The following is a 15,801-nucleotide window of genomic DNA, read 5'->3' as shown; positions in this document are numbered from 1 at the left end:
CGACAGGGCTTCTACAAAGCGCGGATCTCGCGCTAAACCCCATCAAACCAATCAGGCTTCGATCACAGCCACGATGTCGTCTTCCTTCAGGAAGACCAGCTCTTCGCCGTCGATCTTGATTTCCTGGCCGGCGTACTTGCCGAACAGCACGGTGTCGCCTTCCTTCACGGACATCGGACGCACCTTGCCGTCTTCCAGGATGCGGCCCGCGCCGGCAGCGATGACCTTGCCGCGGGTCGGCTTCTCGGTGGCGCTGTCGGGGATGACGATGCCGCCAGCGGAGACGCGCTCTTCTTCGAGACGCTTGACGATGACGCGATCGTGCAGCGGACGCAGTTTGCTCATTGGATGGGCTCCAGCTTGATTGGATGGGTGGAACAAAAAAGGGATTACCCCGGAGCGGCGCCTGGTGGCTGCGCTGTTAGCACTCCCGGTAGGTGAGTGCCAATCATAACGACGCAAAGCCCCCCTGCAAACGGTGCCGATCCGGTGGCTGACCCATGCAATGGGGGAAGCGTTCAGGGCTTTCAAGGGCGCGCTGGGGCTTTTTTGGCCTTTTGTAGGAGCGCACCCAGTGCGCGAAAAGCTGACGGAGCGCGAGCCCCAAACGCCCATCGCGCACTGGGTGCGCTCCTACAAGGAGGGTGAGGGGTGCCGGGTCGGGCGGGGCGCGCTAGGCTGGGGCCATGTCCAACCCCGTCCTGCTCTGCTACTGCACCTGCCCCGACCCCGCCAGCGCCCAGGCCCTGGCCGAGGCCCTGGTGGGCGAGGGCCTGGCCGCCTGCGTCAATCGCATCCCCGGTATCCGCTCCACCTACCGCTGGAAGGGCGAGGTGGTCACCGACAGCGAGGAGCTGTTGATGATCAAGACCACCGGGCAGCGCTTTGCCGCCCTCAAGGAGCGGCTGCTGGCGCTGCACCCCTACGAACTGCCGGAACTGATCGCCGTGCCGGTGGCGCAAGGGCATGAGGCCTATCTGGACTGGGTGCGCGATCCGGGCTGAGCCCGGCCGACAGCAACTGCTGCCGGGGAGTTGTGGAGACCGCTCTCAGCGGCTGGTCTTCAACAGCCGCCCCAAGGCCTGCGTGGCCTCTTCCATCCGCGCCACCGGCAGCACGCCCAGGCCGAACACCAGGCCGTTGGGCGGGTTCGCATCGATGGCGTAGCCGGCCAGCGCTTCGATGCGCATGTCCTGCTCCGCGGCGCGCCGCACCAGATCGCTGGCGCGTTGATCGGTCTGCAACAGCGCGGCCACGTGCAGCCCCGCGTCGGAGGCCTGCAGCGCGAGCAGATCCCCTGCGTGGCGCGCGAGACCATCGATCAACGCCTGGCGACGCTCGGCGTAGATACGGCGCATCTTGCGCACATGGCGCGCGAGGTGACCCTCGACGATGAACAGCGCCAGCGTGTCCTGCGCCAGCACATCGCTATGCCAGTCGCTGATCTGGCGCACCTGCGCCAGTGCGGCCATCGCCCACGGCGGCGCGACCACGTAACCGAGGCGCAGTGCGGGAAACAGGCTCTTGGAAAAGGTGCCGACGTAGAACACCAGGCCTTCGCGATCCAACGTCTGCAGCGCATCCAGCGGGCGGCCGCCGTAGCGGAATTCGCCGTCGTAGTCGTCCTCGATGATCACGGCGCCGTGGCGATGCGCGAAGTCGAGCAGGGCCATGCGTCGCGCCGGCGACATCACCATGCCGAGCGGAAACTGGTGCGAGGGCGTCACGTAGATCACCCTTGCGGTCGTCGGAATCTGCTCCACCACCAACCCTTCCTCATCGACCGGCACCGGCACCACGCTGGCGCCGGCCGCCTCGAACGCCGCGCGCAGCGGCGGGTAGCCCGGATCCTCCACCGCGATCACCGTGCGGCCCGGAGTGACCAGGCAGCGCGCCAGCAGGTCGAACGCCTGCTGCGCACCGCTGGTGACCACGATGTCGTCCGCCCCGCAGGTCACCGCGCGGGCGAAGGAGACATGCCCCGCGATGGCTTCGCGCAGTGCCTGTCGCCCGGCCGGCGCGTCATAGACCGCCGGCGTGCGCGACAGGCCACGCAAGGCGCGCGCCGACAAACGGCGCCAGGCATCAAATGGAAAGCGCGATGCATCCGGGAGGCCCACGCAGAAGTCGTAGCGCACGGGCGCGTTACTGCCGCTTCGGACCGGCCTGGCTACGTTCCTCCAGCGCCCGGCGAGTCGGCGATCGCCTTCGTCGGCGGCCGGCAGCGTCGCCTTCTTCTTGGCCAATCCCTCGGCGACCGCGTAACCGGAGCCATGGCGCGCAGACACATAGCCCTCGCTGAGCAGCCGGTCGTAGGCCGCGACCACCGTGTTGCGCGAGATGCCCAGCGAACTCGCCAGCGCGCGGGTGGATGGCAGGCCCTGCCCGCCCGCCAGGCGTCCGTCGAGAATGGCCGCACGCAACTGGCCGTGCAGCGCCTCCAGGCGGCCCCGCGCGGGGATGTCGAGCGGAAAGGCGAGCGGCTGATCCATGGCGCTGGCGTCCGGGGATTGACTGGTCCGGAAGATTTCCTCTGATCTGGATCTTTTTCAAGACCAGTGGGGCACCGACACTAGGCTCACCGTCCCCGCTGGAGCACTCCCCATGATCGAGCTCTACTTCGCCGCCACCCCCAACGGCCTCAAGATCAAGCTGTTCCTCGAGGAAACCGGGCTGCCCTACTTCATCACCCCGGTCAGCCTGAGCAAGGGCGAGCAGTTCCAGCCGGCCTTCCTGGCCATTTCCCCCAACAACAAGATCCCCGCCATCGTCGACCACGCCCCCGCGGGCGGCGGCGCGCCGATCACGGTGTTCGAGTCCGGCGCGATCCTGCAGTACCTGGCGGAAAAGTCGGGGCAGCTGATGCCCACCAACCTCCGTGACCGGCTGGAGGTGCTGCAGTGGCTGTACTGGCAGGTGGGCGGCCTGGGGCCGATGGCCGGGCAGGCGGGGCATTTCCGCGTCTATGCGCCGGAACCGGTGCCTTATGCGGTCGACCGCTATACCCGTGAGGTAGCCCGCCTGTACGGCGTGCTCGACCGCCGCCTGGCCGATCGCGACTTCATCGCAGGCGCGTTCTCCATCGCCGACATCGCCAGCTATCCGTGGATCGTGCCGCACGAGGCGCATGGACAGACGCTTTCCGACTTCCCGAACCTGGAACGCTGGTTCCTGGCGATCTCGGCCCGTCCGGCCACGCAGCGCACTTATGAAGGGGTGGAGAACACCTACACCCCGAAGCAGCCCCTGTCCGAGGAAGAACGCCGCGTGCTGTTCGGCCAGGGCAAGCGCTGAAGTCTGCTGACAGGTTCTGACACTATGGACGGCTAGCCTTCCATAACGGCCCCACCATCCCCAGCGTCCGTCCTTCCCGCCAAAGCTGGAAGGGCGATCACAGAGTCCCGACCATGAAAACGTCCGACATCACCGCCTTGCTGTTGCTGGGAGCCATCTGGGGCGCCTCGTTCCTGTTCATGCGCATGGGTGCGGACGAATTCGGCGGCATGGCGCTGGCCGGGATGCGTGCCATCGGCGCGGCGATCTGCTCGGCGCCGCTGCTGCTGTCGCGCCAGCGGCTCAGGGAAATGGCGACGAACTGGCGCCCTCTCGTGATCGTGGGCCTAGCCAATTCAGCGCTGCCGTTCGTGCTGTTCTCCTATGCGGCAAAGAGCCTGCCGGCTGGCGTCTCCGCCATTTCCGATGCCATCGCGCCGCTATTGGTGGCGCTGTCGGGCTGGATGCTGTTCAGCGAACGGCTCAACGCCACCCAGGCCAGCGGCCTGGTAATCGGCTTCACCGGCGTGGTGTGGCTGGTGGCCGGCACGGTGGGTTTCGGCGGACACGGCGCCGCCGCGTCGGGCTGGGCCATGGCCGCCTGTGTCGGCGCGAACGTCTGCTACACGGTCGGCGCCCATGTCAGCCATCGCACGCTGCGCGGCGTCACGCCACTGAGCGTGGCCACGGGCAGCCAGCTGGTGGCCGCGGCGGTGCTGCTGCCCTTCACCGTATGGATGTGGCCGGCCCGCATGCCCGGCGTGTCGGCGTGGGCGGCGATGTTCGGCCTCGCCGCGATCTGCACCTCGCTGGCCTACGTGCTGTTCTACCGGCTGATGGCCCGCGTGGGCGCCTCGCGCAGCATGGTGGTGCTGTTCCTGATCCCGGTGTTCGGCGTGCTGTGGGGCCTGCTGTTCCTGCATGAGCCGATCACCCTGGCCATGGCAGGCGGCTGCGTGGTGATCCTGCTGGGCGTGGCGCTGACCACCGGCCTGCTGCGTCTCCGTAACCGCGGGACGGGCTTGAGCGAAGTCATGACGGAACACGCCTGAATCCGGATGGTCCATCCGCCACAGGGCCCTGATCCTCAAGCTGGGTCATAATTCCCGTTCGCCTGCGCCCTGGCGCGGGTCTCTCCATGCTGGAGCCGCAATGCGCCTGATCCGCCCCGGCCGCCTGGCCGCCTGCCTTACTGCCCTGCTCTGCCTGCTGTCGATTGCGCTGCCGGCCCTGGCCCAGGACGACCTCGACGGCCTGCTGCCGGTGACCGAGGCGTACAAGCTCAGCGCCGACACCTCCACGCCCGGCGTGGTGAAGCTGCACTGGACCATTGCGCCCGATTACTACCTCTATCGCGGCCGCATGAAGTTCAAGGCTGGCGACGGCGTGACGCTGGGCGAGGCGCAGCTCCCCGACGGCGAGAAGCACCACGACGAATACCTGGGCGACGTGGAGACCTATCACCACGGCGTCGATGCCACGGTGCCTTACACGATCGCGGCCGCCACGACGGAGCTGAAGCTCAGCGTGCAGTACCAGGGCTGCCACGAGGTGGCCCCGAAGATCTGTTATCCGCCGCATACGGAGCAGCTCACCCTGACTGTGCCCCCCGGCGCGGACGCAGCCCCGACGGCCGGCGCAGGCGGCCTCGGCGCAGCACTGGACAAGCTCGGCTCGACCCGCGGCGGCAGCGCCGGCGCCATGCTGCCGGCAGAGCAGGCGTTCCACCTGGAAGCGCTCGCCAAGGACCGGCAGCACCTGCTGCTGCGCTGGACCATGCCCAAGGGCTACTACCTCTATCGCGACCAGACCGCGTTGAAGTTGAAGGACGCCGCTGGACTCACGCTGGGCAAGCCCGAGTGGCCGGCCGGCGTGGAACACGAGGATGCGCACTTCGGCAAGACCACGGTGTTCTTCGATCAGGTCGACGTGCCGGTGGCCATCGAAGGGGATACCGGCAGCCTCACGACGATCAATCTGGAAGCGAGCTTCCAGGGCTGTCAGGACGGAGGCGTCTGCTATCCGCTGATGACGCGCGCGCTGGCGATCGACCTGAGTGGCGCCACACCTACCAGTGGCACCGCGGCGGAACCGGCGCCGGAGATGCCGCCTGCGCGCGCCACCGAGGTCGGCCTGGGCATCGCCTTGCTGTACGCGCTGTTCGGCGGACTGATCCTCAACCTGATGCCCTGCGTGCTTCCGGTGCTGTCGATCAAGGTGGTGTCGGTGATCGAAAGCGGCGAAAGCCCCGCGCGTCGCCGCAGCCATGCACTGACCTACAGCGCCGGCGTGCTGACCAGCTTCGTCGTGCTCGGCGCCGCCGTGGTGGCGCTGGCCAAGGCCTGGGGCGCCCAGTTGCAATACCCGCTGCTGGTTGCCGCCTTGTCGCTGGTGATGCTGACGGCCGGCCTGTGGATGTCCGGCGTGGTGCAGTTCGGCGGATCGCTGGGCAACGTGGGCAGCTCGCTGGCGAACCAGAAGGGCTGGCGCGGCGACTTCTTCGTCGGCGTACTCGCCGTGGTGGTGGCCAGCCCGTGCACCGGCCCCTTCATGGGCCCGGCACTGGGCTTTGCCTTCGCCGCGCCCGCCGCGCAGGCCATGCTGGTGTTCTTCACGCTGGGACTGGGCCTGTGCCTGCCGTTCCTGGCGATCGGCTTCGTCCCCGCACTGGCCCGGCTGCTGCCAAGGCCGGGCGCCTGGATGGAAACGCTCAAGCAGGTGCTGGCCTTCCCCATGTATCTGGCGGCGGTGTGGCTGGCCTGGGTGCTCGCCAACCAGCGCGGCGCGGATGCCATAGGCCTGCTGCTGGTGGCCGCCGTGCTGCTGGCCGCGACACTGTGGTGGTTCGAGAAGAGCCGCTGGAGCGGCCGCGCCAGCCGCGCGCTGGTCTTCGTGCTCGCCCTGCTCACCGCAGTCCCGCTCTATGCATTGGTCCGACTGCCGGCGGCAGCGCCAGCTGGCGCGGGCGCCGTGAGCGCCAACGGCACGGTGGCTTTCACCCCGGCGAAGCTGGCCGAGCTGCGCAAGGCCGGCACGCCCGTGTTCGTGGACATGACGGCCGACTGGTGCGTCACCTGCAAGGCCAACGAGCATGCCGTGCTCGACACGGAGGCCTTCCGCGAACTGCTGAAGAAGACCGGTGCCGTCTACATGAAGGGCGACTGGACCAACGAGGATCCCGCCATCACCGCCTTCCTGCAGGAATACCACTCGCCGGGCGTGCCGCTCTACGTGGTGTTTCCGAAGGACGGCGGCACCGGTAACCGGCTGCCGACCGTGCTCACCTCCTCGCTGGTCGAGGACGCACTGACCAAGGCCGCCGGCACGCCGGTCGCCAGCACCCTATGATGTTGAGCCGCAGCAACTGGATCATCCTGGGGCTTGCCGTCGCCGTGGCTGCCGCGGGCGGCTGGCTGCAGCACGCCAGCCGGCAAGCGCACGCGCCTGCGGGCGGAGCCGCCATCGAAACGGGGTCGATCGCCCCCGATCTTCCTTTATCGGGCCTGGACGGCAAGGAGCACCGCCTTTCCGAATTTCGGGGTCGTCGGGTACTGCTGAACTTCTGGGCCACCTGGTGCGGCCCCTGCCTGACGGAAATGCCGGCACTCGCACGTGCCCAGGCGAACGTCGGCGAAAAGGGAGGGATCGTCGTCGGCATCGCCATGGACGATCCGGCGAGGGTGAAGGCCTTTCTCGAGAGCCACCCCGTGAACTATCCGGTGCTGATTGGTCACCTCGAAAGCCCCAGTACCTCCCTGCAGCTGGGCAACGTCGGCGAACTGCTGCCCTACAGCGTGCTTCTGGACGAGAACGGCCGCGTGCTCGCCACCCGCCGCGGCGTACTGGACGACGGCCAGGTGCAGCAGTGGCTGGCGCCAACCGCGCCCTGATGCGGTTTCGGACGCCATACGTCTCCGCACGGTGAAACGTTAACTTCTCCTTCAAACATCGCCGAACTACGCCGAACTGGACAACAACGGTCCCGGCGCGCACACTCCGCGCCGGAAGCCGGCCCTGCCGGCGCGCATCCAAGGTCAAGGCGTGGCGAAGATCCTGGTCCTGCACGGACCCAATCTCAATCTGCTGGGCGTACGCGAGCCGGAGGTTTACGGCCGCGACACGCTGGACGATATCGACGCCTTCCTGCTGCAGCGCGCGCAGGCCGCGGGCCAGGAGCTGGAAACGTTCCAGTCCAACGCCGAGCACGCGCTGATCGACCGCATCCACCAGGCCCGCCTGGACGGCACGGCGATCATCCTGATCAACCCCGGCGCCTTTACCCATACCAGCATCTCCCTGCGCGACGCGCTGGCCGGCGTGGCGATCCCCTTCATCGAGCTGCACCTGTCCAACGTGCATGCCCGCGAGGAGTTCCGCCGCCATTCGTATCTCTCGGACATCGCCGTTGGCGTGATCTGCGGCTTCGGCGCGGACAGCTACCGACTGGCACTGGATGCTGCCCTGCTGCGCCTGGACCGCAGCGGATCGGCCTCCTGACCGGCTCCGGCCGCCCTCATTCCCATCCGGCCGCCGCGGCGGCCCCACGAACGAAAAAAGGTTTGAACCATGGACCTGCGCAAGATCAAGAAGCTCATCGACCTGCTTGAGGAATCCAACCTCGCGGAACTTGAGATCAAGGAAGGCGAGGAAGTCGTTCGCCTGTCGCGCGTGCCCAAGGGCACGGTGACCATGGCCCAACCGGTGATGCAGGCCGCCCCGATGGCTGCCGCACCCGTGGCCGCCGCTCCGGCCGAAGCCGCGCCGAGCACCCCGGCCCTGCCGGCCGGCCACGTGGTGAAGGCGCCGATGGTCGGCACCTTCTACGCGTCGGCCAGCCCGGGCGCCGCGGCGTTCGTGAAGGTCGGCCAGCAGGTCAAGGCCGGCGAGACGCTGGGCATCATCGAAGCGATGAAGATGTTCAACCAGATCGAGGCCGACGTGGCCGGCACCGTGCAGGCCATCCTGCTCGAGAACGGCCAGCCGGTGGAGTTCGACCAGCCGATGTTCGTGATCGCCTAAGCGCGGGCTGACCCCTATGCCCATGCTCGAAAAAGTCGTCATCGCCAACCGCGGCGAAATCGCCCTGCGCGTGCTGCGCGCCTGCCACAGTCTTGGCATCAAGACCGTGGCGGTGCACTCCACCGCAGACCGCAACCTCAAGCACGTCGGCCTCGCCGACGAGTCGATCTGCATCGGCCCCGCGCCGTCGGTCGACAGCTACCTCAACATCCCGCGCATCATCGCGGCGGCTGAGATCACCGACGCCCAGGCCATCCACCCGGGTTACGGCTTCCTCTCCGAACGCGCCGACTTCGCCGAACAGGTGGAACAGTCGGGCTTCATCTTCATCGGCCCGACCGCGGACGTAATCCGCCTGATGGGCGACAAGGTCGAAGCCATCCGGGCCATGAAGTCCGCCGGCGTGCCGTGCGTACCCGGCTCCGGCGGCCCGCTCGGCGACAACGTGGATGAAAACATCCGCATCGCGCGTGACATCGGCTACCCGGTGATCATCAAGGCCGCCGGTGGCGGCGGTGGCCGCGGCATGCGCGTGGTGCGCACCGAGGCCCACCTGGGCAATGCCATCACCATGACCAAGCAGGAGGCCAAGGCGGCCTTCGGCAACGATCAGGTGTACATGGAGAAGTTCCTGGAAAATCCGCGCCACGTGGAAATCCAGGTGCTTGCCGACGGCCAGGGCAATGCCATCCACCTGGGTGAGCGCGACTGCTCCATGCAGCGCCGCCACCAGAAGGTGGTGGAAGAAGCGCCCGCGCCGGGCATCACGCCGGAACTGCGCGAGCAGATCGGCAAGGTCTGCGTGGATGCCTGCATCCGCATCGGCTACCGCGGCGCCGGCACCTTCGAGTTCCTGTTCGAGGACGGCCGCTTCTACTTCATCGAGATGAACACCCGTATCCAGGTGGAACATCCGGTGACCGAGCTGATCACCGGCATCGACCTGGTGCGCGAGCAGCTGTTGATCGCCGGCGGCGAAAAGCTCTCGATCCGCCAGTCGGACATCAAGATCCACGGCCATGCGATCGAGTGCCGCATCAACGCCGAGGATCCGGACAACTTCCTGCCGTCACCGGGCACGGTGAAGCGCTTCGAGGCGCCGGGCGGCCCGGGCGTGCGCGTGGACACCCACCTGTACGACGGCTACCGCATCCCGCCGAACTACGACTCGATGATCGGCAAGCTGATCGTGCACGGTCCGGATCGCGAAACCGCCATCGCCCGCATGCGCCTGGCACTCGCCGAAACGGTGATCGAAGGCGTGAAGTGCAACATCCCGCTGCAGCAGCGCATCATGGCCGACGTCGGTTTCCAGCAGGGTGGACAGAACATCCACTACCTGGAAAAGCGCATGGCCGAACAGAAGGAAAAGGCCGCCACCGGCGGCTGATGTCTGCCGGCGAGCCGCACACGCGGCTCGCCGGTGTCGTCCCGACATGTCCGAACTGCTGACCCTCCCCGACGCGATCGACGCGATCACTTCCGCCTTCGACGAAGGCGATGGCTGGGACCGCTACGCGTGGGTCTATATCCGCAGCGAAATCACCTCGCCGGACTGCCGCCTGTATCTCTCGCACGTCGCCGATGAAGACGACGCACTGATCGACGACAACGGCGAGGCCTTGCCCGCGTTCGCCGCGCAACACCATCTGCGCCATTTCCTGGAAGCGGCCGATTTCGTCGAAGTGCTGTTCGTGCAGCGCAAGCACAAGGCGGATTCGGACATCGCCGACTTCATTCGCGCACTCGATTACTACCACCGCCACGACACGTTCCTCTCCCTGTAGGAGCGCACCCAGTGCGCGATCACGGCGGCACGGTCACCGCGACGAGCAGTCGTCGCGCTGCGCTGTCATCATGCAAGTCACCGACTGGGGCAGAACGCTAGTCTGCGGTCGCGCACTGGGTGCGCTCCTACAAGGGGCCGCCCCAAATTGTGGGAGCGCACCCTGTGCGCGACAGTGGCGCCGCGTGTTGGCCACACCGACCGGCTTCCTCGTCAACTGACGCCCATCCGCGACAAAATCACCGAATGACACCGCCACCGCGCGGTCGCGCACTGGGTGCGCCCCCACAAGTGAGGGTCGCGCTTTAGCGCCCGACTCCCACATCGGCGACAATACCCGCCTCACCTGCAGGAACCCGCCATGCCCTGGCTCGAACTCTCGCTCACTGTCCGTTCCGAACAGCAGCCCCGCGTGGAGGAGGCACTCGACGATCTCGGCGCGCTGTCCATCACCCTGCAGGATGCCGATGCGGAAACGCCGGATGAGCAGGCCATCTTCGAGCCCGGCGTGGGCGAATTGCCGCTGTGGCCGACGATCACGCTCAATGCGCTGTTCGAATCGGACACCGATCGCCGTGGCCTGAGCGAAGCGCTGGGCGACCTGCTGCCCTGGCTGGAACCGGATCACATGCAATTCCGCGACGTGGCCGACGAAGACTGGGAACGCGCCTGGATGGACCAGTTCAAGCCGATGGCCTTCGGGCGGCGGCTGTGGATCTATCCGTGGAACATCGAGCCGCCCGCCGACGAGGACATCGTGGTGGTCCGACTCGATCCCGGCCTCGCCTTCGGCAGCGGCACGCACCCCACCACCGCCTTGTGCCTGGCGTGGCTCGACAGCCTGGACCTCAAGGGCAAGAGCATCGTCGACTTCGGCTGCGGCTCGGGCATCCTCGCCATCGCCGCGCTCAAGCTCGGCGCCGCCAGCGCGGTAGGCGTGGACAACGATCCGCAGGCACTGACCGCCTCGGCCGACAATGCCGAACGCAATGAAGTGGCCGACCGCCTCTCCCTGTTCCTGCCCGAAGACCTGGAGGCGGAGCCGGCCGACGTGTTCATCGCCAACATCCTCGCCGGCCCGCTGGGCGAACTGGCGCCGACCTTCGCCGCCGCGGCGAAGCCCGGTGCACCGTTCGCGATCTCCGGCATCCTGCAGGGTCAGGAAGAAGAACTCCTGCAGCGTTACGCCGAATGGTTCGACGAGTTGCGCGTGGATACGCAGGAAGACTGGGTGCGCATCAGCGGCCGACGCACAGGGAAGTGCTAGTGCCGCGAGCGCAGGATGCGCAGGAGCGGCCGACGTCGCAGCTGAGTGCCTGTTCACGCTTCGCGCATGCATGCGCGTGATTTGTCGGCACGCCTGCACTAGGCTTGCCACAGTTCGAAACCAGCGGACCGCATGTACGCCCAATGCCCTGACTGCCTGACCGTGTTCTCGCTGAACACGGAAACGCTTGCGCAAGCGCGCGGTCAGGTCGTGTGCGGGCACTGCCACACTGAGTTCGATGCACTGGCCAGCCTCAGCGACCAGTTGCCGCCGGAACCCTTCCATCGATTGCCGTCGCGCGATGAATTCGTGCCGCCACGGCTGGACCTGGCGGTCTATCGCCCACCGGCCGAGGTCCCGGCGATAGCCGAGCCCATCGCTGCCCAGCCCGACCCCGTCGAGGACTTCAGCCATCTTGTGGTGGCGCCGCGCTTTGTGCGCCAAAAGGAAAAGAGCCGGGGCCTTCGCTGGCCCTGGATCACTGCCTGCACGCTGCTGCTGCTCGCCTTGTGCGCCCAACTGGCCTGGGCCAAGCGTGACTCCCTGATCAGCGACGCCACGGTCGGCCCCGTGCTGCGGGACGCCTGCTCCAGCCTGGGTTGCCAACTGCCCCTGGTACAGGACACCTCGAAGCTGAGCCTGCTTGCGCGGGACGTGCAGGCCCACCCCTCCGTGCCTGGCGCCCTGCTGATCACGGCGAGCCTGCGCAACGACGCCGACTTCGCACAACCCTATCCCGTCGTATCGGTCACGCTGTCCGATGCCAATGGCAAACGGCTCGCGATGCGCCGCCTGCGCCCCGCTGAGTATCTCGGCGACACCAACATCATGCAGCGCGGACTCGCCCCCGGCGCCACCGCCGCATTGATGCTCGAAGTGGAAGATCCCGAGGGCAAGGCGGTAGCGTTCGAATTCGGTTTCGAATAGCCGTCCATTTGCGCGGGACGCCCGCTTGCGCTTCCGTCAGCAGGCGGCAAGTCGTTCAGGCACGGTCCGTGCCATTGGATCCGAATTTTGTCCACAGGACATTTCCGGACCGGTCGTACGGGAACATCTATCCGACGAATAGGGACTTAAAATTGTCCGCCTTCGCGGGTACACTCGCCCCTTCGTCCTTACTGCTGCACCCGGCGATCCATGCGAGCCGCCGCCCGCGGTATTGCCATAACCACTGCAACGGCCAATGTAGCCGTTGTGTCAGAGCGTGAGGGGAAATGTCAGTGAATGCCGTAAGACTGCCTGCCAACGAATCTCCCAAAGAGCATTCGTCGCAGAGCGCGTTGAGCGAATGCGTCACCCGCACCGTACGCCGCTATCTCGCCGACATCGGCGATACCGAGTGCGGCGAGGGCCTGCATGCGCTCGTGATTCGCGAAGTCGAAGGCCCACTGCTGCGCGAAGTCCTGGCCTGGCACGACGGCAACCAGAGCCGCGCCGCCGCTGCACTCGGCATCAATCGCGCCACGCTGCGCAAGAAGCTGGCCGCGCACGGCCTGCTGTAACCCACCCCGCTTCAACCCCTCCCATGGCAGCATCCGATCGGGCACCCTGAAGCCCGCGGCGTTTGGCCGTCCATCCGCTGACACGGCCATTTGCCGACGGTTCGGCTCCAGACGGCTATAATGTCTGGCTTCCCCGTTATGGAAGCTGCCATGTCCGCCTCTGCTGTGACTCCCATTCGCCGCGCGCTGATCAGCGTGTCGGACAAGACCGGACTGCTTGAACTGGGCCAGCGACTGAGCAAGGCCGGTATCGAGCTGCTTTCCACCGGCGGCAGCGCCAAGGCGCTGCGCGAGGCCGGTATAGCGGTCAAGGACGTGAGTGAGCTCACCGGCTTCCCCGAAATCATGGATGGCCGCGTGAAAACGCTGCACCCGAAGGTGCATGGTGGCCTGCTCGGCCGTCGCGGCACCGACGACGCGGTGATGGCGGAACTGGGCATCGCACCGATCGACCTGCTCGTGCTCAACCTGTATCCGTTCGAGCAGACCGTGGCCAAGCCCGACTGCACGCTGGAGCAGGCGATCGAGAACATCGACATCGGCGGCCCGGCCATGCTGCGATCGGCGGCGAAGAACTGGAACGACGTCGGCGTGCTCACCTCGCCCGACCAGTACGAAGAAGCGCTCGCCGAGATCGAGGGCAATGGCGGCCTCTCGCGCGCCACGCGCTTCAAGCTGGCCGTCGCCGCATTCAACCGCGTATCAAATTACGACGGCGCGATCAGCGATTACCTCTCCGCACTCAAGCTCAACGACAGCCTTGACGGCATTGCCGGGCACGACGCTTTCCCGGAACAGGCCAACGGCCGCTTCGTGAAGGTGATGGACCTGCGCTACGGCGAAAACCCGCACCAGCAGGCCGCGTTCTACCGCGACCTGTACCCGTCGCCGGGCACGCTGGCCACGTTCCGCCAGCTGCAGGGCAAGGAACTGTCATTCAACAACATCGCCGACTCCGATGCCGCGTGGGAATGCGTACGCAGCTTCACCAAGCCGGCCTGCGTGATCGTCAAGCACGCCAACCCGTGCGGCGTGGCAGTGAGCCTCGACGGCATCGGTCGCGCGTATGACCTCGCCTACCAGACCGACCCGACCTCGGCCTTCGGCGGCATCATCGCGTTCAACCGCGTGGTTGACGCAGCCACCGCCAAAGCCATCGTCGACCGTCAGTTCGTCGAAGTGGTGCTGGCGCCGGGCTACGAGGATGACGCGCTGAAGGTCTTCGCCAAGAAGGCCAATGTGCGTGCACTGGAGATTCCGCCGCCGGCCGATGGCGACCTGAGCAAGCCACACCCGGGCGTCGACTCGCGCCGCGTGGGTTCGGGCCTGCTGATCCAGACCGCCGACCGCGCGATGGTGAAGGCGGAAGACCTCAAGATCGTCACCAAGCGCGCACCGACGCCCGCCGAGATCGACGACCTGATCTTCGCCTGGAAGGTGGCCAAGTACGTCAAGAGCAACGCCATCGTCTATACGAAGAACCGCCAGACCATCGGCGTCGGCGCGGGCCAGATGAGCCGCGTGTACAGCGCCAAGATCGCCGGCATCAAGGCGGCCGACGAGAAGCTGGAAGTGCGCGGCTCGGTGATGGCTTCCGATGCGTTCTTCCCGTTCCGCGACGGCATCGACGCAGCCGCGGCTGCGGGCATCAGTGCGGTGATCCAGCCCGGCGGTTCGATGCGCGACGCCGAAGTGATCGCCGCCGCGGACGAGCACGGCATGGCGATGGTGTTCACCGGCATCCGCCACTTCCGCCACTGAGCGGATGCAACGAAAAACGGGGCCTCTGGGCCCCGTTTTTTTATCGCTGCCCCTGTGTAGGAGCGCACCCAGTGCGCGACCGCCACGTGAGACTCAACTAGAGCGTTGGGCTTTGGCGAGAATCATTAGCTCCCGCATCACCGCTTCGTCGGCTTATCGCGCACTGGGTGCGCTCCTACCGACTGGCGTCGCGCTCAGCTGGACGTCTCGACCAGTTTGCGGGTGACCTCCACCGGCCTCGCCGCATAACGACGCGCCAGCACTGCACAGGTCATCAGCTGGATCTGATGGAACAGCATGATCGGCAACACGATGGCGCCGAGCGGGTGCCCTGCGAACAACACCTTGGCCATCGGCACGCCGCTGGCGAGGCTCTTCTTCGAGCCGCAGAACACGATGGTGATCTCATCGGCGCGCTGGAAGCCCAGCGCTCGCGCACCATAGCGCGTCGCCAGCAGGGCAATCGCCAGCAACACGACGTTGACGACCAGCAGGCCGCCCAGCACGGGCAGCGGCATCTGCTTCCACAGGCCCTGCAACACGGCGGCACTGAAGGCGGTGTAGACCACCAGCAAGATCGAACCCTGGTCCACATAGGAGAGCATGGCGCGACGGCGTTCCACCCAGCGACCGATCCAGCGCCGAGCGACCTGCCCCGCCACGAACGGCACCAGCAGCTGCAGCACGATGGCGCCCACGGCATCCCAGCTCATGCCGCCCTGTCCATGCGATTCCAGCAGCACGCCCACCAGCAGCGGCGTGATGAAGATGCCGAGCAGGCTGGAGGCCGACGCCGCGCAAATGGCCGCGGGAATATTGCCGCGCGCCATCGAAGTGAAGGCGATCGACGACTGCACCGTGGAAGGCAGGGTGCAGAGGAACAGCACGCCGAGATACAGATCGGGCGTCACCAGTGGCGACAGCAGCGGACGCAGCACCACGCCCAGCAGCGGGAACAGCACGAAGGTGCTGGCCAGCACGGTGAGGTGCAGGCGCCAGTGGGTCATGCCCGCCACCACCGCCTCGCGGGAGAGCTTCGCGCCATGCAGGAAGAACAACAGCCCAATGGCCAGGTCGGTGAGCACGTTGAACGCGCTTGCGGTCGCACCGCGGCACGGCAGCACGCTGGCGAGCGCCACCGTAACGACCAGGGCGCAGGTGAAACGATCGGGGAGGAAGCGGCGCAGGAACAT

At 66.8% G+C, this 15,801-nt stretch carries 16 protein-coding genes; 13 read left to right on the top strand and 3 right to left on the bottom strand.

Going from position 1 to position 15,801, the window contains the following annotated elements:
- Window positions 1-51: 51 nt before the first annotated feature.
- Window positions 52-345 carry a co-chaperone GroES gene (groES, locus tag EPB08_RS11630; protein ID WP_130619257.1) on the bottom strand — a complete coding sequence of 98 codons (294 nt, stop codon included), beginning with the start codon at window positions 343-345 and terminating at the stop codon, window positions 52-54.
- Window positions 346-686: 341 nt separating this feature from the next.
- Between groES and cutA the strand changes: the two genes are divergently transcribed.
- Window positions 687-1,004 carry a divalent-cation tolerance protein CutA gene (gene cutA / locus EPB08_RS11625; RefSeq protein ID WP_130619256.1) on the top strand — a complete coding sequence of 106 codons (318 nt, stop codon included), beginning with the start codon at window positions 687-689 and terminating at the stop codon, window positions 1,002-1,004.
- 45 nt (window positions 1,005-1,049) lie between these two features.
- On the opposite strand, the gene pdxR is transcribed toward cutA, so the two are convergent.
- Window positions 1,050-2,492 carry a MocR-like pyridoxine biosynthesis transcription factor PdxR gene (gene pdxR / locus EPB08_RS11620; RefSeq protein WP_130619255.1) on the bottom strand — a complete coding sequence of 481 codons (1,443 nt, stop codon included), beginning with the start codon at window positions 2,490-2,492 and terminating at the stop codon, window positions 1,050-1,052.
- Between the two features lie 112 nt (window positions 2,493-2,604).
- Between pdxR and EPB08_RS11615 the strand changes: the two genes are divergently transcribed.
- The 12 genes from EPB08_RS11615 to purH all read left to right on the top strand — a co-directional run bounded on the left by EPB08_RS11615 (window position 2,605) and on the right by purH (window position 14,608).
- Window positions 2,605-3,294, top strand: coding sequence for a glutathione S-transferase N-terminal domain-containing protein (locus tag EPB08_RS11615; RefSeq protein WP_130619254.1), 690 nt, complete (start codon window positions 2,605-2,607; stop codon window positions 3,292-3,294).
- A gap of 113 nt (window positions 3,295-3,407) precedes the next feature.
- On the top strand, window positions 3,408-4,325 hold the full coding sequence (locus EPB08_RS11610; protein WP_130619253.1) for a DMT family transporter: 918 nt from the start codon (window positions 3,408-3,410) through the stop codon (window positions 4,323-4,325).
- Between the two features lie 100 nt (window positions 4,326-4,425).
- Entirely contained in the window at window positions 4,426-6,621 is a 2,196-nt protein-coding gene (locus EPB08_RS11605; protein WP_130619252.1) for a protein-disulfide reductase DsbD family protein, read from the top strand.
- Entirely contained in the window at window positions 6,621-7,163 is a 543-nt protein-coding gene (locus EPB08_RS11600; RefSeq protein ID WP_130619251.1) for a TlpA family protein disulfide reductase, read from the top strand. Before EPB08_RS11605 ends, EPB08_RS11600 begins: the two co-directional genes overlap by 1 nt.
- Before the next feature lie 151 nt (window positions 7,164-7,314).
- Window positions 7,315-7,770: a type II 3-dehydroquinate dehydratase gene (gene aroQ, locus EPB08_RS11595; RefSeq protein WP_130619250.1), complete on the top strand. Its 456-nt coding sequence runs from the start codon at window positions 7,315-7,317 to the stop codon at window positions 7,768-7,770.
- A gap of 69 nt (window positions 7,771-7,839) precedes the next feature.
- Entirely contained in the window at window positions 7,840-8,292 is a 453-nt protein-coding gene (gene accB / locus EPB08_RS11590) for an acetyl-CoA carboxylase biotin carboxyl carrier protein (RefSeq protein WP_130619249.1), read from the top strand.
- Window positions 8,293-8,314: 22 nt separating this feature from the next.
- Window positions 8,315-9,682, top strand: coding sequence for an acetyl-CoA carboxylase biotin carboxylase subunit (gene accC / locus EPB08_RS11585; protein WP_130619332.1), 1,368 nt, complete (start codon window positions 8,315-8,317; stop codon window positions 9,680-9,682).
- A gap of 46 nt (window positions 9,683-9,728) precedes the next feature.
- Window positions 9,729-10,079 carry a DUF7716 domain-containing protein gene (locus tag EPB08_RS11580; protein ID WP_130619248.1) on the top strand — a complete coding sequence of 117 codons (351 nt, stop codon included), beginning with the start codon at window positions 9,729-9,731 and terminating at the stop codon, window positions 10,077-10,079.
- Between the two features lie 360 nt (window positions 10,080-10,439).
- Window positions 10,440-11,345: a 50S ribosomal protein L11 methyltransferase gene (prmA, locus tag EPB08_RS11575; protein WP_130619247.1), complete on the top strand. Its 906-nt coding sequence runs from the start codon at window positions 10,440-10,442 to the stop codon at window positions 11,343-11,345.
- A gap of 132 nt (window positions 11,346-11,477) precedes the next feature.
- Window positions 11,478-12,272, top strand: a complete 795-nt coding sequence (locus EPB08_RS11570) for a zinc-ribbon and DUF3426 domain-containing protein (protein ID WP_130619246.1) — start codon at window positions 11,478-11,480, stop codon at window positions 12,270-12,272.
- Window positions 12,273-12,559: 287 nt separating this feature from the next.
- Window positions 12,560-12,847 carry a helix-turn-helix domain-containing protein gene (locus EPB08_RS11565; RefSeq protein WP_130619245.1) on the top strand — a complete coding sequence of 96 codons (288 nt, stop codon included), beginning with the start codon at window positions 12,560-12,562 and terminating at the stop codon, window positions 12,845-12,847.
- Between the two features lie 150 nt (window positions 12,848-12,997).
- Entirely contained in the window at window positions 12,998-14,608 is a 1,611-nt protein-coding gene (gene purH, locus EPB08_RS11560; RefSeq protein ID WP_130619244.1) for a bifunctional phosphoribosylaminoimidazolecarboxamide formyltransferase/IMP cyclohydrolase, read from the top strand.
- 194 nt (window positions 14,609-14,802) lie between these two features.
- On the opposite strand, the gene EPB08_RS11555 is transcribed toward purH, so the two are convergent.
- Window positions 14,803-15,801: a bile acid:sodium symporter family protein gene (locus EPB08_RS11555; protein ID WP_130619243.1), complete on the bottom strand. Its 999-nt coding sequence runs from the start codon at window positions 15,799-15,801 to the stop codon at window positions 14,803-14,805.

Source organism: Dyella amyloliquefaciens, assembly GCF_004296575.1.
Taxonomy (GTDB): Bacteria; Pseudomonadota; Gammaproteobacteria; order Xanthomonadales; family Rhodanobacteraceae; genus Dyella; species Dyella amyloliquefaciens.
This window is presented reverse-complemented; position numbering and strand designations above follow the sequence as displayed.